The 20,099-nt window shown below is 40.6% G+C and carries 17 protein-coding genes; 5 read left to right on the top strand and 12 right to left on the bottom strand.

The features are described from left to right. The first annotated feature begins 117 nt into the window (after positions 1-117). Together J2Y37_RS01025 and puuE are read left to right on the top strand one after the other, a co-directional pair. Positions 118-1,035, top strand: a complete 918-nt coding sequence (locus J2Y37_RS01025) for a LysR family transcriptional regulator (protein ID WP_349031553.1) — start codon at positions 118-120, stop codon at positions 1,033-1,035. Positions 1,036-1,176: 141 nt separating this feature from the next. Next, complete coding sequence (gene puuE, locus J2Y37_RS01020) at positions 1,177-2,127, top strand: allantoinase PuuE (protein ID WP_349031552.1); 951 nt, start codon at positions 1,177-1,179, stop codon at positions 2,125-2,127. 250 nt (positions 2,128-2,377) lie between these two features. On the opposite strand, the gene J2Y37_RS01015 is transcribed toward puuE, so the two are convergent. The 4 genes from J2Y37_RS01015 to J2Y37_RS01000 are packed head-to-tail and all read right to left on the bottom strand — an operon-like array spanning position 2,378 to position 6,471. Next, entirely contained in the window at positions 2,378-3,832 is a 1,455-nt protein-coding gene (locus J2Y37_RS01015) for an amidohydrolase family protein (RefSeq protein WP_349031551.1), read from the bottom strand. Further along, positions 3,829-4,623: an ABC transporter permease gene (locus tag J2Y37_RS01010; RefSeq protein ID WP_005196521.1), complete on the bottom strand. Its 795-nt coding sequence runs from the start codon at positions 4,621-4,623 to the stop codon at positions 3,829-3,831. Before J2Y37_RS01010 ends, J2Y37_RS01015 begins: the two co-directional genes overlap by 4 nt. Next, positions 4,616-5,437: an ABC transporter ATP-binding protein gene (locus tag J2Y37_RS01005; protein WP_349031550.1), complete on the bottom strand. Its 822-nt coding sequence runs from the start codon at positions 5,435-5,437 to the stop codon at positions 4,616-4,618. The genes J2Y37_RS01010 and J2Y37_RS01005 overlap by 8 nt, the downstream gene beginning before the upstream one ends. Before the next feature lie 53 nt (positions 5,438-5,490). Next, on the bottom strand, positions 5,491-6,471 hold the full coding sequence (locus J2Y37_RS01000; RefSeq protein WP_349031549.1) for an ABC transporter substrate-binding protein: 981 nt from the start codon (positions 6,469-6,471) through the stop codon (positions 5,491-5,493). 654 nt (positions 6,472-7,125) lie between these two features. Here J2Y37_RS01000 and J2Y37_RS00995 point away from each other — a divergent pair. Beyond that, on the top strand, positions 7,126-8,139 hold the full coding sequence (locus tag J2Y37_RS00995; protein WP_349031548.1) for a 2OG-Fe(II) oxygenase family protein: 1,014 nt from the start codon (positions 7,126-7,128) through the stop codon (positions 8,137-8,139). 39 nt (positions 8,140-8,178) lie between these two features. Here J2Y37_RS00995 and J2Y37_RS00990 read toward each other — a convergent pair whose 3' ends face one another. Together J2Y37_RS00990 and alc are read right to left on the bottom strand one after the other, a co-directional pair. After that, positions 8,179-8,682, bottom strand: coding sequence for an ureidoglycolate lyase (locus J2Y37_RS00990; RefSeq protein WP_349031547.1), 504 nt, complete (start codon positions 8,680-8,682; stop codon positions 8,179-8,181). Positions 8,683-8,967: 285 nt separating this feature from the next. Then, a complete protein-coding gene (gene alc / locus J2Y37_RS00985) occupies positions 8,968-9,972 on the bottom strand; it encodes an allantoicase (protein WP_349031546.1) in 1,005 nt (334 codons plus the stop codon). 162 nt (positions 9,973-10,134) lie between these two features. Here alc and J2Y37_RS00980 point away from each other — a divergent pair, with 162 nt between their 5' ends. Together J2Y37_RS00980 and hpxO are read left to right on the top strand one after the other, a co-directional pair. Further along, on the top strand, positions 10,135-10,845 hold the full coding sequence (locus J2Y37_RS00980; RefSeq protein WP_241322573.1) for a FadR/GntR family transcriptional regulator: 711 nt from the start codon (positions 10,135-10,137) through the stop codon (positions 10,843-10,845). A gap of 181 nt (positions 10,846-11,026) precedes the next feature. After that, a complete protein-coding gene (gene hpxO, locus J2Y37_RS00975; RefSeq protein WP_349031545.1) occupies positions 11,027-12,184 on the top strand; it encodes an FAD-dependent urate hydroxylase HpxO in 1,158 nt (385 codons plus the stop codon). Positions 12,185-12,311: 127 nt separating this feature from the next. On the opposite strand, the gene J2Y37_RS00970 is transcribed toward hpxO, so the two are convergent. The 6 genes from J2Y37_RS00970 to J2Y37_RS00945 all read right to left on the bottom strand — a co-directional run bounded on the left by J2Y37_RS00970 (position 12,312) and on the right by J2Y37_RS00945 (position 20,042). Then, complete coding sequence (locus J2Y37_RS00970; RefSeq protein WP_349031544.1) at positions 12,312-13,607, bottom strand: OprD family outer membrane porin; 1,296 nt, start codon at positions 13,605-13,607, stop codon at positions 12,312-12,314. Between the two features lie 178 nt (positions 13,608-13,785). Next, positions 13,786-15,159, bottom strand: coding sequence for a nucleobase:cation symporter-2 family protein (locus J2Y37_RS00965; protein WP_349031543.1), 1,374 nt, complete (start codon positions 15,157-15,159; stop codon positions 13,786-13,788). A 46-nt stretch (positions 15,160-15,205) separates the two neighbouring features. Next, complete coding sequence (gene uraH / locus J2Y37_RS00960; RefSeq protein ID WP_005196510.1) at positions 15,206-15,541, bottom strand: hydroxyisourate hydrolase; 336 nt, start codon at positions 15,539-15,541, stop codon at positions 15,206-15,208. Next, entirely contained in the window at positions 15,541-16,041 is a 501-nt protein-coding gene (uraD, locus tag J2Y37_RS00955) for a 2-oxo-4-hydroxy-4-carboxy-5-ureidoimidazoline decarboxylase (protein WP_349031542.1), read from the bottom strand. The genes uraH and uraD overlap by 1 nt, the downstream gene beginning before the upstream one ends. A gap of 231 nt (positions 16,042-16,272) precedes the next feature. After that, on the bottom strand, positions 16,273-18,696 hold the full coding sequence (locus J2Y37_RS00950; protein ID WP_349031541.1) for a glucose/quinate/shikimate family membrane-bound PQQ-dependent dehydrogenase: 2,424 nt from the start codon (positions 18,694-18,696) through the stop codon (positions 16,273-16,275). Between the two features lie 17 nt (positions 18,697-18,713). Beyond that, positions 18,714-20,042 (bottom strand): carbohydrate porin, encoded by a 1,329-nt coding sequence (locus tag J2Y37_RS00945; RefSeq protein ID WP_349031540.1) that lies wholly within the window; start codon positions 20,040-20,042, stop codon positions 18,714-18,716. Positions 20,043-20,099: the final 57 nt, after the last annotated feature.

The raw sequence follows: 20,099 nt of genomic DNA, 5'->3' as shown, positions 1-20,099 counted from the left end.
GAGCAGAACAACAACCTCGTCTATTAGAATGAATTTGATCAATCATTCTAAAAATTAGAACACTTGGGCACTAAAATTGCTTTTGCATAAATACTCATTTTATTAAGCATGTTTGCAATGGCATTACCTTTTTCTCGTTTTGCTGAATATTTTATTGCTGTCGCCAAAACAGGCAGTTTACGAAAAGCAGCAGATCAACTTTATATTTCCGTCTCAGCAGTGCATCGTCAGATTGCTTTGGCTGAAGAAGAACTCGGCGTTGCCTTATTTGAGCGTCTGCCAAATGGACTAAAACTGACTTTGGCTGGTGAATTGTTGTATGCCGATTTACGCAGTTGGCAAAAAGAATTTCAAATGACACAAAAGCGCTTGAATGAGATTCAAGGTTTACAGCGTGGTTCGATCGATTTTGGAATAATTTCAGCGCTCAGTGAAGGTTTTGTTACTCAGGTGATCCAATCCATACATCAACAATATCCTTGGATTAATTTTAATATTCGGGTGCTAGAGAGTGAAAGTGTGGCAGAGATGGTGATCAATGCTGAGCTGGATTTTGGCTTGATTCTCAATCCTAAGCATCAGCATCAATTGCAAATCAGTTCCTTTATTGAAGTACCGCTCGGTTTTGTGATTCCCAAACAACATCCCTTAGCAAATAAGCAAAAAATCTATTTCTCGGATACACTGGAATTCAACCATATCATCCCTGCTGCACCTTTAATTATTCACGATCACGTCACCGCCTTATACAAGAAACATGATTTTAATCCACCACATAAAATCGAATGTAACGACATTCGTATGATGATTTCCTTGCTGAGACAGAATTTAGGCATTGGCATCATGAGTTATTTGGATGCCTATCCTTTTATTGAAACGGATGAGTTCGAGTTTAGAGCAATCCATGAAAATGGGTTACATCCCATTACCCTCGCCTTATGTGTTGCACCAAAACGGCAACTTTCCCGTATTGCACAAATCATGATGAATCAAATCGTTGAGGAAATGGAGGCACTAAAATTGCGCATGATATAAAAAACTCGTTCAAACAAGCTTAAGTACGCACCAAAATAAGACAACAAACCATTGATTTAAATGTATTAATTATTTGACACTGAATCATTACATCAAGTAATTTGATGTGAAGTTTCACATTTTAAAGATTCAGGCAATCCCATGACCGTCTCAGATCAAGCTGACCATTTCGCAACAGACTATCCTCGAGATATGCTGGGTTATGCCAATCAACCTCCGCATGCCCAATGGCCAAATCAAGCCAAAATTGCCGTTCAGTTTGTATTGAATTATGAAGAAGGTGGTGAAAAACATATCCTGCATGGCGATGAGGGTTCAGAACAATTTCTATCTGAAATTAGCGGTGCAGAAAGTTATCCCGCTCGGCATTTGTCGATGGATTCGATTTATGAATATGGCTCACGAGTCGGTTTTTGGCGTATTCAGCAAGAGTTTGCCAAACGTAATTTGCCAATGAGCATTTTTGCGGTAGCGATGGCATTACAACGAAATCCATTGGTCGTTGAGGCAATTAAACAGCATCATTATGATGTGGTTTCGCATGGTTTACGTTGGATTCATTATCAAAATGTTGATGTTGAAACCGAGAAAGCACACATGGCTGAAGCCATGCAGATTTTAAAAGATTTATTCGGAGAATACCCTACAGGTTGGTATACAGGTCGTGATAGTCCAAATACGCGTCAACTGTTGGCTAACTATGATCAGATTCAATATGACAGTGATTACTATGGTGATGATCTGCCCTTTTGGACCACGCTAACCAACGAAAATGGCGAAACTCGTCCGCATTTAATTATTCCGTATACGCTTGATACCAATGACATGAAGTTCTCCTCTCCGACTGGTTTTAACCGCAGTGAGGACTTTTTTGAGTATTTAAAAGATGCATTTGATGTGTTGTATGCTGAAGGTGCGACATCACCGAAAATGCTTTCAATCGGGATGCATTGTCGAATTTTAGGTCGTCCTGCTCGCTTTAAAGCATTACAACGCTTTTTGGATTATGTTCAGAATCATGATCGAGTTTGGGTCTGTACTCGTCAGCAAATTGCGGAGCATTGGTATAGACATCATCCTTATCAGGGATAAATCTATTTTCTTTACAGTTTTTTAGCACTGCCAGATAAGTTATGTATAAACAGATTGCTTTTGAATTGGCAATTTCTTACTTTTGAAGGATCAAAAGTAATCAAAAATCCTTTGTTAGACTGACGGTACTTCCCTGCTACCGCAGTCCAACAGGCGGCATCCATGCCGCCCCACGATAGTAATCATCAATATAAATTCAAAAATCTTAAGTTCTAGAGTAAATCATAGCCTAGCAACGTTTTGGAACAGCTTAGGCTATTTTAGCCATTTCCATACTCCGCTGTTGCAACACTTTTACGGATTGCTTCGCTTGCCAAGCCAATTCCATCATATCTAGATCTGGAATTTGATCATTTTCAATCACCATTTTCCCTGCAACAAACATCGCTTTAATACGCGCTCGCCCACCGCTTGCCACAGGACCAATCGCCATATCATGTAATCCAAAATAGCGTGGATCATCTAACTCATACACAACCAAATCGGCTTGTTGGCCAACTGCAATGCTTCCAACTTGATCTAAACCTAAGATATTGGCTCCACCAGCAGTGCCCCAACGAATAATGTCTTCAATACTGGCAGCATCTGCACCGCCCTCAAACAGTCCACCGTCATACTGTGGTTTTGCCAACATCCCTTTTCTAGCACGTTGCAATAACCATGCAGCATGGGTTTCTGACAGCATGTCGGCGGCTTCATTAGAACCTGCACCATCAACCCCAATCGAAATCGTCATGCCTGCATTTTCTAAACTGACCAGATCGGCAATCCCACTGCCCAAACGTGCATTACTTTGTGGACAATGCGCAATGCCTGTTTGGGTTTGACCTAATAACTGGATTTCTTCTGGTAATAATTTCACAAGATGCGCAAACCAAACATCATTGCCAATCCAATCATGTTCAGCACAATATTGCACTGGAGTCATATTAAATTTAGCTTGGGCAGCATCCAAATAATCGACTGTTTCTGATAAATGACTGTGCATCCGAATGCCGAGTTGCCGAGCGATGCGAGCACTTTCCCTAAGTTGTTGTGGTGTCGTCGAATGTAAAGTTGATGTTGGCGCCATAACAATTTTTCGGAATGCAGTTCCACTAGGTTGATGATATTGAGTGACCAGACGTTCAATATCTGCCATATAGTCATCAAATTTTTCAGGTCGCAAAGCTTGTGGCAGCTCACTTTCCAACCCACGCGTTAGGGTCGCACCACCACGACACAACACAAAACGCATGCCTAGCTTTTCCGCTTCATCAAATAAAATGGCTGCGCCATCAAAAGGCATCTTCGGCCAGTATAGATAATGATGATCTGCAACCGTGCCACAACCAGAACGTAATAGTTCAATCAAACCAATTCGTACAGCGACCCGAAATGTGGCTTCATCGAAAGCGCCACGAAACCGATATGGCGTACTGGCAAGCCATGAAGTTAAGTTCTGATTTAAACCTTGTGGCTCGCCTTTCAACAAAGATTGGAACAAATGATGATGTGTATTCACCCATGCTGGATAAATGACGCAGTCTTTGGCATCAATCACCTGTTCATTTGCGTGTTGTGTCAGTGCCCCTAGCTCGGTAATTTTTCCATCTTGTATCCGAATCGCTGTCGCTGACGAACGTGCGGTATCGTTCGATAAACCAGTCAAAATGGCATGGGCATTTTTAATTAAATAACGCTTACTCAAAGAATCTTGGCTCATGCTTGTTCACTCTCATGCCATTTACTTAAAAAGATGCGGCTTAACAAAGACATCAATACAAACAGTCCCAAACCTGTGCAGGTAATTAAAAAGAGTGCTGCAAACATGAGCGGTAAATCAAGTTGAAATCCTGCCTGTAAAATCTGATAAGCTAACCCCGCACTCGTTCCACCTGCACCTGCAACAAACTCAGACACGACTGCACCAATCAGCGCTAAACCACATGAAATCCGCAATCCACCAAAGAAATAAGGTAAGGCATTTGGTACACGTAAACGCATGAGAATTTGCCAGCGACTGGCTTTATTGATCTGAAAAAGATTGAGTAAACCTTTATTCACACTACGCAAACCTAAAGTGGTATTGGTTAAGATTGGAAATACTGCCACCAACATCGCGCAGACGACCAATGCTAAAGTGGTGTTTTGAATCCAAATAATCACCAAAGGTGCAATCGCCACAATCGGCGTGACCTGAAATAAAATCGCATACGGCATAAAACACGCTTCTAGTACACGACTTTGCACAAATACGAATGCAATTAAAGTTCCGATGACCACTGCACAAGCAAAAGCCAATAAGGTGATTTTTAGCGTCACCAGCAAACTACCAAAGAGCAATGAAGATTGATTGATCATCGCCATCACAATATCACTTGGTTTCGGCACGATATAAACAGGCACTTCTAATTGCTGAAAGCTCAATTGCCAAAACAATAACAATAAAAAACCAAGCATCAAGGGTGCTGCTATTCGCTGTATTGCAGGATTATTTATTAATGGTTTAATCATGATCGTGCTCCCCACTTGCTTTAGCCAATAACGCTGAAAAATGTGCACATTGTTTAATAAAAACATCAGATGTTCTAAAGGATTCATCGCGTAGATATGGACCTTCAATTTCCAAATCAGCGACCACACGCCCTGGACGCGCCCCCATCACAATCACCCGTGAGGACAAATACACCGCTTCATAAATACTGTGGGTGACAAAAACAACAGTTAAATCTCGCTCAGACCAAAGTTCTCGGATATCACGATCTAACTTATGACGGGTAAATTCATCCAATGCTCCAAAAGGCTCATCCATCAATAACAAATCAGGTTCTGTGACCAGTGCTCGAGCCAAAGAAGCACGCATCTGCATCCCACCTGAAAGTTCCCGTGGATAGGCTTTGCTAAATTTGTCTAAACCTACTGCTTTTAGCGCATCTAAAACTTTGGGGGTGCTCACAGCTTTGGAAATATGCTGCAAATCTAAAGGTAGACGAACATTGTCTTCAATATTTGCCCACGGCATTAAGGTCGCTTCCTGAAACACCATTGCCATTTTACATTGCGATTGAATATCAGCCTTGCCATTCCAACGCACTTGCCCCGCTGATGGTTGTTCAAGATCAGCAAACATTTTCAATAAAGTACTTTTGCCACATCCAGATGGTCCAAGTAATGAAATAATTTCACCCCGTGCAATATTTAAATCGAGCCGTTGTAATGCATGGGTACCATTGGGATAGGTTTTTTCTACCCCTCTCACCATGAGCATTGGTGTTACAAAATTTGATGATGTATTTACTGGAAGATCAACAGATAAAACTGAATTCATGTGGTTTCCCCTTGGTGCGATTGCCCTATTTTCTTAACCGTTAAATACAGCTTTTATTTCTTCACAGGACTGACAAACTGTGTGGTATAAGCCGATTTCCAGTTGGTTTTAGCATCTAGCAATTTTGCATTCACCATGAAATCACGCGTCGCTTTCCAGCGTGCATCGGTCATAACTCCGACGCCTTGTGTTTTGGCATCGCCACCATCAATTAATTGTAATTTTTTCATTTGACTGACTGCAAAAGCGAGCAGCTCATCATTCATATTTGGATTTTCTTTTTTGATAATGGCATTTCCGAGCTTGGGGTCAGCCAGATATTTTTTCCAGCCCTCCATAGAGGCTTGCACAAAACGGCGTACCACATCTGGCTTGGTTTGGATCACATCATTGCGAGTTACTAAAATGCCACCATAAGCTGGATAACCAGCCTCAGCAAATAAGAAAAAGTTGCTGGATGGTGCTGCTTTTTTTGCTTGAAAAACTTCAGAGGTTGCATAAGCTTGTTGGGCGACATTTTTGCCCGCTAAGAATGGCTGCATATTAAAAGTATAAGGACGCGCCTGAGCTGGATTTAAACTGTATTTTTCTCTTAACCAAGGCCACCAGCTTGCTTGTCCACTGGTTGAAACCAAGATGGTTTTGCCTTTTAGATCAGCCAAGGACTTTACATCGCTATGCGTTAGTACGCCTTGAGGATCGAACTGAAATGGCGCTGCAATCGCTTTGATTGGAAACTTACTTTCAATCCCTTTTAAAACCTGTAAATCATAATTAATAATAATGTCGGCACGTTTAGAAAGTAACAGCGTCATATTATTGACTTGCGGCCCACCCACTTTTATTTCGACATCTAATCCATATTTTTTATAAATACCCTGTGCCAGAGCTTGATAATAACCACCTTGCTCTGCTTGTGCATACCATGTGGTTTGTAATACCAGTTTATCGGCAGCATGAGTAAATGAACCAAAGAATAAAGCGCCAGCAATAACAGTGAACCGTGCTTTGCCTACATAGTGCTGAATTTTCATAAGTAAACCCCTAAATATATAAGAACTCATCTCGCTATTCTTTTAGGGGAATAAAAACCAAATGTATAAGCACATAGATTCTCTCAAAGCCGAATATTGGCTTTGTCCCCAAACGAGGAACAGCAAACGCTGTAGAGCAATGTCCCGTGTGAAAGTACACACTGACCGCTTATACTCAGTAAAGATTTAGCAAACACCATGCCAGTATTTATTTAATTTTTATTTTTCAATAAGATGATCCAAAATAATTTGTTTTAGGTCTTCATCCATCACCTATTTTTTATCGAATACTATTTTTTAAATAGAGATAGCTTTTAATCAAATCCAAAAATGCACCATTCTAAAACATCAAAATGTGCAAAAAAGAATCATAAAATCAAATTTTGATTTTTCATTCACCATTTAGCCTTATTTCAATCCATTAAATATCTTCAAACAGCACATTTTAAATTTGGTATAAAAAATGCTTATATCAATGGGTCAGAGTAGAAGCGTTCAGCATATATAGTCGATTCGACATATATGTGGGTCATTGCTCAGAAATAAGCTCATTTTCTATTGATTTAGAAAGTGCTGCTCTTTTTTGAAAAAATGATCCAGTCTCTTTCATTCAATTTGATTGGGTCATGGTTTATCCAAAAATTGAGGTGAAATATGAATAACGCAAATATGACCAACTTAACTGACGATCACTACAACTTAGAAGAGTTACAAAAAGAAGCGCGTATGGGTGCTTTAGGTCAAGAAACCTTTGAACGAGAAGTTCGGGTGATTGATTTATCAGACTTTGAAAAGCGTAAATATGAAATTGCAGAGCAACTTTGGAGTGCTGCAACAGATATAGGTTTCTTTCAAATCTCTAATCACGGTATTGATCTTGCCCAAATTCACAACGCTTTTGAAATGACAAAAAAGTTCTTTGATCTTCCTGAACACATCAAAGCACAGTATCCTCTAAATCGTAATGCAGGCTGGGAAAGCAAAGCACAAATTCGCCCATCGACCAGTACGCCTGATCAAAAAGAATCCTATCAAATTACGCGCCCACGTATGGCAGGGTTGTATCCTAGTGAACAGGAATTACCCGCATTTAAGACCACTATGCTTGAGTTTGAAAAAGCATGCTGGCAAGTCGGTATGAAAGTTCTATCTTGTTTTGCATACAAACTCGGTTTTGCAGATGATTTCTTTGCACTCGCCCACAAGCCTGATCAAGAAAGCTATCAAAGTACCTTACGCATGTTGCATTACTATGCAGTTGATCCTGCTTTGAAAGATCAACTCGGTTTATGGCGAGCAGGCGCGCATACTGATTTTGATTGCCTAACCTTACTGTTTCAACGTAAAGGTCAAGGCGGTCTGCAAGTTTGTCCAGGTAAAGACATGGAACAACAGCAATGGACCAGTATTGAACCACGTGATGATGTGATTACTTGTAATATTGGTGATATGTTGATGCGTTGGAGCGATGATCAACTTCCATCGAATTTTCACCGCGTTAAAAACCCTGAAGCCAATGAATATCAAGGTGCGCGATATAGTTTGGCATTCTTCTGTCAGGCGAATGAAGATGTCATCATTGAAAGTCCAAACAAAAAATACCCAGCTATTACCGCAAAGGAATATTTAAAACAACGGATTAGTGCGAATTTTGAAGGGAAATATTAAACACTGATACAGTCAGAGATTCACAATCTCTGACTGTTGCTACTCGACAACCCATCGAGGTTGAGTGAAAGGATACACATCGCAATTTTGCCCTCCACCAATCCGATCGACGACTAAAAAATCACTGTTTGCTTCCAACGTGATTAATGGATGATGCCAAACCTCTTGGTGATAGGTAATGCCTTGCCTGCCATTGCTTAGAAAGGCAAAGATCTGCTGTTCATCTGGTTGTGTTTGATCCAAAGGTAAAGCCACGATAATGATAAATTTTTGTTGTTGTAATGGAATGAATGATTGTGAACCGTAAGGATGACGTTCAAGCATATCTATTTTAAATGGAACTTCTGTTGCACATAAATTATGAAAAATACTCATACCTACCGCAGCATTTTCACCTGACACTTGTGCGAGAGAAAGTGCATGATAGCGCTCAGTTAAACCTTGGTTAATTGGGAAAAAATCATGATTGTCTTTTTCAATCACATCACCAAAAGGTGCGAAGTTGGCTTGAGTTAAAGGCTGAATCTGGATGTTTTTTCTCATATATTGAACTTCACTTTATTTTAGCAGAACGAAACTTCGTAGATTGTTCTTCTCTAATCCAATGCATAATGAACATTTGCTATCGAGCTAGGCGGCATGGATGCCGCCCGTTAGGCTGTCTTGCGCTGCAACCCAAGCAGTACTTTGGTTTTGCTCAGGATGTGCCATCAGCCTAACAAAAGATTTTTGTTACTTTTGATCTTTCAAAAGTAAGCAAATACCAATTCAAAAATGATCTGTTTTATCAAAACTTATATGACCTTGCTCATTACTGAAGAAACAATTTCATTCTGTGATTTTGCCCCACAAGCGAATCCGACTAATCCCCCCATCGGGAATCATATTGACACGAATATAATTCACTTTCTGATGTTGCAAAATCTCAGCAATATATGCATGAATGGCATCCATCGATAATGGTTGTTGCTCCAATAAGAAAGACCAAAACATACTTTGAGGAATCAATTGAGCATCCGTTGCATCCTCAACATACGCTGCTTGTATCGAACAAAATGCAGGATAATTGCCTTTAAAATGCGCTGTATCAATTTCGATTTTTTCTACTTGTCCCGCTTGACCTAAAGCAATAATGCACCAATCAAAACCAGGTTCACGACGACGTTTGGTTTCCCAACCATCGCCCATATTAACGCCGCGATCTGGACTGAGTAAATTATTTGGATGCCCATAGTGTGCATCACTAAATGCCACAATACGTCCTCCATTTTTTAAACCAATCAGATCAATTTGTTGGGTTGAATCTATATTTTCAAGAACGACATTTCCATACACGCGTAAGCGAGCAATCCCACCATCAGGGAAAATATTAATTCGAATATGAGTGATTTTTTGTGCTTCGCAATTAAAAAAATGATGATGGTCTGGAGATAAAACTGAATTTTCTAACAATGGAGTCCAAGTGATATTTTCCAATTGATCATCAGGTGCATAACATCCTTCAATCGATGCAGAAGCAGGATAATTGCCTGTAAAAAAAGAAGTATCGAGATCAAAACCTGAAACTTCTCCCGTTACGCCTAAACGAACGATGCACCAATCATAACCAGATTCACGCTTACGGCGTGTCTCCCATCCATCCATCCATTTACCATGATCATCAAATTTACCTTCAATAAACTTGGCTGGTTCAGTTTGCAGCATTCTTTCCGCGCTTGCGAAAAACTCATCAGAACAAGACACGATGCTCGCGCCAATACGCGCATCGGCTAAATTGGTTAAACCCTGTAAGTTATCTGGCAAAGTCACTGCTTTGGCAATATGCACCGTCATTGATCAATCCTAAAACATTTTTATATGATTCATTATATGCAAAATCCAGTCCAACTGGTCTGACCTGTTATAAAAAATCTGCTTAATTTTAGTTTGAGTCAATCTAAAATTATGAATTTTGTGTAGAATCAAATTGATTATTTTATTTAGGTTAGACCACTGATGAGCCCACAAGCAATGCTCAATGGAAAATCATCTCAGGTGACTGAGCAAGCTGTGGAAGTCATCCATCAACGCATTCAACAAGGGACTTATGCGATTGGTTCTGCATTACCCTCTCAACGCGATTTAGCCCTCCAACTCGGAATAAGTCGTGCTTCTTTGCGTGAAGCTTTAACACGTCTTGCCGCTTTGGGATTGTTGGAAATCAAGGCTGGTAAAGGGGTTTATGTGATTTCACAACACAGTAAAGCCGCTGAACAATGGGAAGGTGAACACCGCATTTCTTTAAAAGATTTCTACCAATTGCGCTATGTACTTGAAGGATTTTGCGCCTTACTCGCCTGTGAATATCTAACCGAACAAGATAAAACGATCCTACAACAACACTATGAAGCACTCGCAAATGCAATATCGGAACAGAATTGGCAAGCCGCTTCCGAATTTGATTATGCCTTTCATCAACATATTATCGAATTAAGTCATAATCAATCGATTATTCAGACACTTAAAATGCACACTGAATGGATGAAAAAAAGCCAGATTCTACCTTTTGTCCAACCTAATCTTGCCTTTAAAACCATTCAAGAACATGACGTGATTTTACAAGCGTTATTTAAACAAGATGCTGTAGCGGCTGAGAAAGCCATGCAAGCGCATATCATTGGTGCTGCACAGCGTGCGGGTGTCTATTTTTCTCGACATGAGCAATGATCTTATTTCCACGCACCACTTTGCTTCAAACTTTGAACCACATCAACACACTCATCTCGTTTCTGCATTTTAATGAAGCACAACAACTGGTATGACCAGTAAAACCACTTAGTAAAACTGGCACGCTTCTCGCTTAAGACTGTTTAGAAATTTTATATTTTTAACAATCAGGGTCTAAACGATGAATATTGCGATTATAGGCGCAGGTATGGGCGGTTTAACTGCTGGTATCGCTTTAAAAAAATTTGGCCATCAGGTTACGATCTACGAACAAGCGGCAGAAATTCTACCTGTAGGAGCGGCGATTTCGCTATGGTCAAATGGGGTGAAATGCTTAAACTACCTTGGCTTGACTGATCAAATCCAAGCTTTGGGTGGACAAATGGAGTCGCTCGCATATGTCGATGGACTCACGCATCAGACCATGACTCAATTTAGCTTAACACCTTTATATAAAGAAGTAGGGCAACGTGCCTACCCTGTTGCCCGTGCAGATTTACAACAACTTCTCATGCAACAGTTTGGTTTAGAAGATATTAAACTCGGCATGAAAATGACAGAAATTGAAAATCATCCTGATCATGTCAGCATTCAGTTTGCAGATGGTATGCAGATTCAAGCTGATCTATTGATTGGCGCAGATGGAACCCATTCCATTACTCGTACATTTGTATTGGGTCATCAAGTCGAACGGCGATATGCAGGCTATGTCAACTGGAATGGTTTAGTCGAAATCGACGAAAATATCGCTCCAGCACAACAATGGACGACCTATGTGGGTGAAGGAAAACGAGTTTCTCTCATGCCCGTTGCGCAAAATCGCTTTTACTTCTTTTTCGATGTACCTATAGAAGTAGGTCTACCAAATCAACGTGATCAATATAAAACTGAGCTGAAAAAATATTTTAAAGACTGGTGCTCACCTGTACATCAACTGATTGATTGCTTAGATGAACAAAAAACCAATCGAGTCGAAATCCATGATATTGAGCCTTTTATGAATTTTTATAAAGGTCGAGTGGTTTTACTCGGTGATGCAGCCCATAGTACTACCCCAGATATAGGACAAGGCGGCTGCCAAGCCATGGAGGATGCCATTTACTTGGCACGTGCTTTGCAAATAAATACTTTTGGGTTAAGTGATGCACTAGAACGATACCAAAACAAACGCAATGATCGTACAAGGGAAATGGTTTTTCGCGCGCGTAAACGTTGTGATGTGACCCACATGAAAGATCAAAAAGTGACTGAGGAATGGTATCAATCACTTTATCAAGAACAAGGTTCACACATCATGCAAGGAATTATTAGCAATATTGTTGGAAATCCATTAGATTAATAAAAGAAAGTTTTAACTCCCCCCTTAATTGGGGGCTTTTTTTATCTCAACGCTTTTCAAGCAATCACCAAAAGACAATAAAAAAGCCCATTTCATATCTGGAATAGGCAATTGGGATAAGCAGACTTTAAAACTTATAGCTCAATGTAAAACGGTTTTGTAGAAAGTCTTTTTCGTAACGTGGTGAAGTTTGGATACCAAAGAAATTACTAACGCTAAAACCCTGTAATGCGCCAGTAAAATTATAAATACCAAAGATCATATATTCAGACTGATTACGACTTGCAACCTTGTCAGACTCTTTTAAATCCATAAAAGAATACCGAGCACCTGCAATCACTTGATCTGTGAACTTTCCTTCCAAAGAAGTCATAAAAGCATTTCCTGCACCTAAGTCTTGGGTACTGGTAAAAAATGGCTGAGCAAAAATTTCACCTGATGAGGTTTTAGTCGCATAAGGCGTTAGTAGAGCACCGTTTAAATAACGATCTGCATGAGGCTTAATATAGTTATATGCAATTTTTAGGCTCGCTTTCGGCATGACTTTAAGTGCCGTCTGAACACCAAAAATTTGACTATCAACCTCTCCTGCTAAAGCTTTGCCTTGATCTTTTCCTGAAATATATTGCAGTGAAAACTCAGGTGTATATTTGAGTTTAGGCAATGAAAGATCCGCTTGGGTATAAATCAAACGGGTATAGTCATCATAGTGTTGATACCAAATCTGTGCTTTAAGTTTTTGATCTTCAGTCAAATCAAAACGCTTCCCTACACCAACTGACCATACGCCATCGGTTTCAATATTCGCATTTTGACGGGTATTTTTGCTAAATTCATCATCAGCATAACTTTTAAATTTATTCACTTTGGTGAGACGCAAGAAATCAGTATTGTTACCCACCTGAATATCAGCGGCTTGATATAAAGCCATCAAAATTCGTCGATCTGCATAATCCCCCATAAATGGTAAATTAAGACGCTGATTCCCGATCGTCACCCGTGCGAAATCATTTTTCCAAGTCACATAGGCTTCAGCCAAACCATCACGATCTTCTTTTAACTCAGATACTTCATCATTTTTATTTTTTTCGTCTAAACGACGTTGTAGATCATAACCAACCGCAGCTTGTACCCCATACAATGGCGCTGTTTCATATTTAAGATAGCCTCCAATTGCGACAGTATCTTGATTTAAGTTATTGACAAAATATCCATTATTTAAAGAATAATAAGCTGTTTTCACAACGCCATGAACTGCCCCACAGCTAAACATTTGTTGCACTGTTTTGACTGAATTGTCCTGAACGCTACAGTCCTGACCCAATTGAAACAGCCCATTTAAACTGGTATCTGCTGCCCAGCTTTGCATCGCTGCGCTCATTGCGAACACCAATGTTGCAGATTTTAAAGTAAAATTTCTCATAAAGTTTCCCCGATAATGCCATTCAAACAACGCTTTAAATCTATGCAAATAAATTTTCTTGTGTTTTAACTTTTGCAAAGCCAAAACTCCCCTAGACCTATTCAAAAATGAATAAGCGACGTTGAATGGTGGATGATTAAAAAATGTTACGGTTTTGGAAAATAAACAAAGCGTGCCATCAATGCCCTGAGTTGACTGGCAATGTAGCGTCCTCAACTGATTTTTTGGTAAAAGGTAAATGGTGAAATAAAATATTCAACAAAATGGCAGTAATACATGCCGAGCTAATTCCTGAATGTAATAAGGTCCCGACCCATTTTGGAAATTGTGCATAGAACTCATGGTTTGCAATTGGGATCATGCCGATCGCCAATGACGTTGCGACAATAATCAGATTCTTGTGATCGTTATAATCTACTTTTGCTAGAGTACGGATACCACTGGCTGCAACAGTGCCAAACAAGACAATACCAGCACCACCTAAAACTGGCATTGGAATCGCTGCCACTAAACGCCCAACAATCGGTAATAAACCAAGTACCACCAGAATCCCGCCTGCGGTTGCGACCACAAAACGACTTTTTACCCCTGTGATCGCGACCAACCCTACATTTTGCGCAAATGCGGTTTGCATAAATGAACCAAAGATTGGGGCAACGGCACTAGACAACATATCTGCGCGTAAACCATCACCGATACGTTTTGCATCAACTTTAGTTCCAACAATTTCCCCTATCGCAATAATGTCTGCGGTGGTCTCCGTCATAATCACTAAAGTTACGATCACCATCGACAGAATGGCGGTAAATTCAAATACAGGCATGCCAAAATGAAAGAAATGAGGAAAAGCGAATATTGATCCGTTAGCGACTTTGGAAAAATCTGCAAATCCAGCCAATGAAGCCAGCACGGTGCCTAAAACAATCGCAATTAAAATCGCCAAACGACGCATGAGCTGACTCTTTAACATACTGAAAATAATCACAATCGCTAAAGTCATTGCAGCTAAGCCAATATTGGCAGGATCTCCCCAATTTTCAGCTTTCGGGTTCCCCCCCATCATCCAGCGAATCGCAACTGGCAATAAAGAAATACCAATCATGGTAATCACACAACCAGTCACCACAGGCGGGAAAAAACGAATAATTTTTGAAAAGAATGGTGCGAGTAATAAACCAATCAATGAAGCAACAATCACTGCACCAAATGCTGAAGCCAATCCACCACCTGTGGTGACAATGGCTAAAATCGTTGCAACACCTGCAAAAGATACGCCTTGGACAATCGGAAGTTTTGCGCCAAAATGTTTAAAACCCAAGGTTTGCAACATGGTTGCGATACCGCCAACAAAAAGCGCAGCAGCAACCAATAGCCCAATTTCCGAAGCCTCTAAACCTGCGGCAGCACCAATAATAAGTGGTGGTGCAATGATCCCACCATACATGGTCAGCACATGTTGCAAGCCATAAATGACGTTTTTATTCATTCCTAAATATTGGTGTTCTGCTGAAACTGTTGCATCCGCATCACTGTGCATTTTATCGTTGTGCATGATGGTCTTTCCTCAATCAAAATTTATATCTTCTTCATTGCTTGTATTAACTGCCGCGATAGGTGGAATAAGAAAATGGGCTGATCAATAAAGGCACATGATAATGTTGTTGAATATCTGTCACCTTAAAGTCGATACACACTCTCGGATAAAAGCTTTCAACCTCTAGAGCTTGAAAGTAATCAGCAATGCGGAAAATGAGCTGATAATTTCCTTGCGTACATGAATCAATATCAAATGCTTTAATACGACCATCAGCATCTGTGAGTTGTTGATCCATCAACACATAGCCGAGAGACGTTTCCTGCAATAATTCAACGACAACACCCACCGCAGGCTTTCCCAGTGATGCATTTAAAATATGTGTACTGATCGCTGCCATTATTGAATCTCCTGCTTTAAACGAATTAACGCTATTTCACTCAATTGCTGTTTCACTTCAAGCTGCTCTTGTTCAGTTGTGTTTTCTAAACGTCGGTTGAGTTCTGCTAACATTTCCGATCCTGAACGTCCTGCCGCACGAATTAAAAAGATATGCCCAAATTTGTGCTCATAAGCTAAATTGCCCTGATACAGTGCTTGTTGAAAATCATGCTCCGTATCAAGCTGGGCTTGTTCTTTTTGCGAAAACTGTTGCTCTTTTTCAGATAAGGTCATGGCAGCTTTTTTCTCACCGATTCTTGGATGCTGTGCAAGCGACGCTGAGATTTCAGACCACTGCCATGTTTGGGCGTGTAAGGCGGCTGTTTGATACAATTCATCTGCTGAAACAAAAGGACGTTGCATAACAACATTTTGAATCCAAGATGGGATATGCACACACGGCTTTAATGCTTCCATCGCTTGCTCAGCTTTTAATTGATTGAATTGATCTAAATCCATGTTTGCTCCAATTTGTGACACTGTCTGACTGGTCTGACCAGATAAAATATATGAAGCAATGAACATGCCAATCTAAAAGCTTTTGTCCATAATTTGTTTTTGTTTATCTCAATAGAAAAAATACATAGAAAGTGTCCATAATGATGAAAGAAATCGAAAGACAATATTTTTGAACAATAAAAAAAGCTGCAATAGAAAATCTATTGCAGCTTTTTAAAGATTGAATTGAACTTAATCTAGGCTATATGCAATCACATAATCACCATGATCAGGGGATTGACGAGCACCGCCCGCGGTAATCATCACGTACTGTTTACCATTTTTAGGTGAAACATAACTAATCGGTGTACCTTGGCTACCCACTGGCATACGTGACTTCCACAACTCTTTTCCTGTAGACGAGTCAAGCGCACGCAGATAGTAGTCTTGCGTTGCAGCAAAAAATACTAAACCACCTTGCGTCGCCATTGGCCCACCTATCGTCGGCATACCAATCGGTACTTTTAGCCCCATTTTGATCCCCATAGGTCCAGTATCCTCTACTGTTCCCATCGGTACTTGCCAAGCAATTTGACGTGTACGCATATCAATTGCAGTCATCGTACCGTAAGGTGGTTTTTGACATGGGATATTGAACTTCGACCAAAAGCGATCTTTGTTTACTTTATACGGTGTACCTTTCATCGGTACAGCCCCCATACCTGTATTGACCTTTTCACCGCCACTTGCTTCCAGTGCTAAATCTTCTGGTGTTTGCTGAATTAACTGAATCCATAAACCCAAGCGCATATCATTAACAAACATGTATTGATGGCTTGGATCAAAAGCAATGCTACCCCAGTTCATTCCCCCCAAAGAACCCGGAAAACTTAAAGATACATCTGTTCCTGGTGCAGTAAACAAACCTTCATAGCGCATTGACTTAAAGTTAATACGGCACATTAGTTGATCAAATGGTGTCGCGCCCCACATATCCGATTCAGTAATTGTTTGATTGCCAATTTGCGGCATTTCTACTGAACGAGGTTGCGTCGGGCTATATTGCTCATTAGGAATATCGGCGGGTTTAACAGGCTGCTCAATCACTTTTGTTAAAGGTTTTCCTGTTAATCGATCAAGAACAAAGAACTGACCTGATTTTGTTCCAATTACCACCGCAGGCTTATTGGTTCCATCTGTCATTGGGAAGTCAACAAGACTCGGTTGCATCGGCAAATCAAAATCCCATAAATCATTATGTACGGTTTGATAAACCCACTTTTCTTTACCTGTGGTTGCATCTAAAGCCAATACCGAAGAATTGTATTTATGGTCGAGTGGTTGACGATTTCCGCCCCACACATCGACAGATGAGCTACCCATTGGCAAAAATACGGTATTCATTTCAGGATCATAAGATAATGCAGCCCATGCGTTAGCAGAACTACGCTTATATATTTCGCCTTCTTTGAGCATATAGTTTGGATCAGGATTACGCGGATCAAACACCCAGCGTAATTCACCTGTAATGACATCGTATGCACGAATCACACCGCCCGGCATGTCTGCGGCAAAATTATCAGCAATACGACTCCCAACAACCAAGACTGACCCCGCCACAGTGGGTGCAGATGTGACTTGGAAACGTGGTGCTTTCGTGCCCTCACCTAGACCTTTATGCAAATCAACCGTGCCATCCACACCAAAATCTTTACAGCGTTCACCCGTATCCGCATTCACTGCGATTAAGCGCCCATCAGGAGTATTGGTATAAACACGACGTAAACATGCGGTATTGGTTGCAACCGTTTGTACAGGCGTAGCACCCTCTAAACTTGGCTGTTGAATGGGTTGGGTTGTGTCGAAATATGCAACACCGCGACAACGCTCCCAAGCATCCGCCTTGGAGTTGACTTCTGCTTTCCAAATTTGTTTGCCTGAGTCGGCTTCTAAAGCAAAAATATTGTTATGCGGTGTACATAAAAAGACTTTATTTCCAACTTGCAAAGGCGTCATTTGATCCTCGGCACCATTGCCCGAACCCGTTGTAAAGTCACCTGTACGAAAGCGCCATGCTTCTTTTAACTGATGGACATTGTCACGGGTAATTTGATCTAAAGCTGCGAAGCGACTACCACCTGCATCTTGACCATAATGTTGCCAATTGGTCTGCTTCATATCTGTTTGAACAGGTACCAACGGTAATTGTTGTCCTGATGCAGCAACAGTTGGATGCGGTTGAAACATTTGATAAAACCCAATGATCATACCAACGACAGTCAATGCCCCTACAGCATAAGCAGGTAAATCTGCACCTGATTGAAATTGATAACGACGAATAGCAGGTAAGCTAAACATCAAGGCAGCAAACACGCCTGCTGGGAACATTAGGCGCGAGAATAGCGGCCAAAACTCCCAACCGACATCAAGCAATGACCAAAAAATTGTACCGACAAAAACGATCGCAAATAACCAGACACCTAAGACTTTACGCTTAAAAATGAACAGTGCAGATGCCATTGTTAATAGCCCTGCAATGATGAAATACCATGAACCGCCTAGTGAAACCAGCTTTGCACCGCCTACAGTGAAAAATAGTCCTGTAAGCAATAGAGCTAGACCTAAGACGAAACACCATATTTTTAATATGGTATGACTATTGTTAGATTCTGACATGGGGTCATACTCCTAAATTAAAAATTCACTCGCATGCTCAATCCAGCAACCCAAGCATCATCCACCTCTTTTACACCCGCAGGTTGATGGATATATTGTAGATTTGGTCGTAACATAATTGCTGGTGACCATTGATAGGTATAGTTCAATTCGACATTGAGCTCATCACGCTGCACAGGCACATAATCTGCTGCAAACGCATCATATTCATCGTAACCACGACTGTTATTGGTTGCGATTTGACGGTCTTTATATCGATCATTGACTAAATAATTTGCGATTCCCAAACCAATCGAGTCATTTGGTCGTTGATCAAAAGCACCCTTGTACCAAAGGGCAAGTTGTTGTGTACTACGCACAGCAGTCGTGTCTTTATCGTTGACAACTGCATTCAAACTGACGAATAAACCACGTTTTGGATCATCGCCTTTCTGTGTCAATTGTTGTTGAGCGTTGAGCCAAAAGCTATGTTTGCTATCATGCACTTTATCGGCAATCGCGATGTCATTTGCCTCAGCAGTCGAATATAGTGCGCCAACTTTATATTCACCAGACAAACCATTGAACGCTGCCAGTTGAGGCTTCCAAACCAGCTCCACTGGAATAGTTGCGCCTTTGACGTTATCCATATCCAAGTTAAAACCATCACTATTTTTATCGGTTTTAACGTTATCAGGATTAACTTCATAAACACCGACACCGAGCGTCCACTCAGGTGCAAACTGGTATTTCACATTTGCACCCCATAGACCGACTGGTAGGTTGTACCAAATTGAGCCAATCGATTTACCGAGTTGGCTTCCACATAACAATAAATTTTGGAATTCACATTGAGAACCATTAAAGTCCTCAGACATGCCCATACGACCAATTTTGAATTGGACTGAATTATCCGCAAAACCGGTTTTAATCCATGCCTGCGATAAACGCCAGATTTTGCCGCGACCATAGATTTCTTGCGAGTTACTTAATGCACTTGAGCGTGGGTCTTTAATCCTTTCCAAAGTCAAAGCATTACCATCACGCTTGGTAATTAAAATATTTGCTGTGGTATCTTCCCAACCGAGTATTTTATTTAAATCAAAATTTGCACCTAAAGAAAGTTGTGCCGCATTCTCAAAACTATTGCTATCGTTATAACCACCATCCAAATTGGTTGCTGCTTGACTCATGATCGATGCTGTAAACTTATAACCCTCTTGTTCCAGTTGTTGGCGTTGACCATTCCAATCACCCAATAACCATTGACGCTGTTGTGACCACGGCTGATCTGCAAAAACATGCTGTACAGATAAAATTGAAAATGCCAGTAACGTCGTTTTAAATAAAAATGAATGCTGTTTCATCGATAAATTCCTTGTCTTTTTAATCGATGTAGCACCTCTGGAAAGGTGCTACTTTTA

Origin of the sequence: Acinetobacter sp. 3657 (assembly GCF_031456775.1) — a bacterium.
Classification (GTDB): domain Bacteria; phylum Pseudomonadota; class Gammaproteobacteria; order Pseudomonadales; family Moraxellaceae; genus Acinetobacter.
This window is presented reverse-complemented; position numbering and strand designations above follow the sequence as displayed.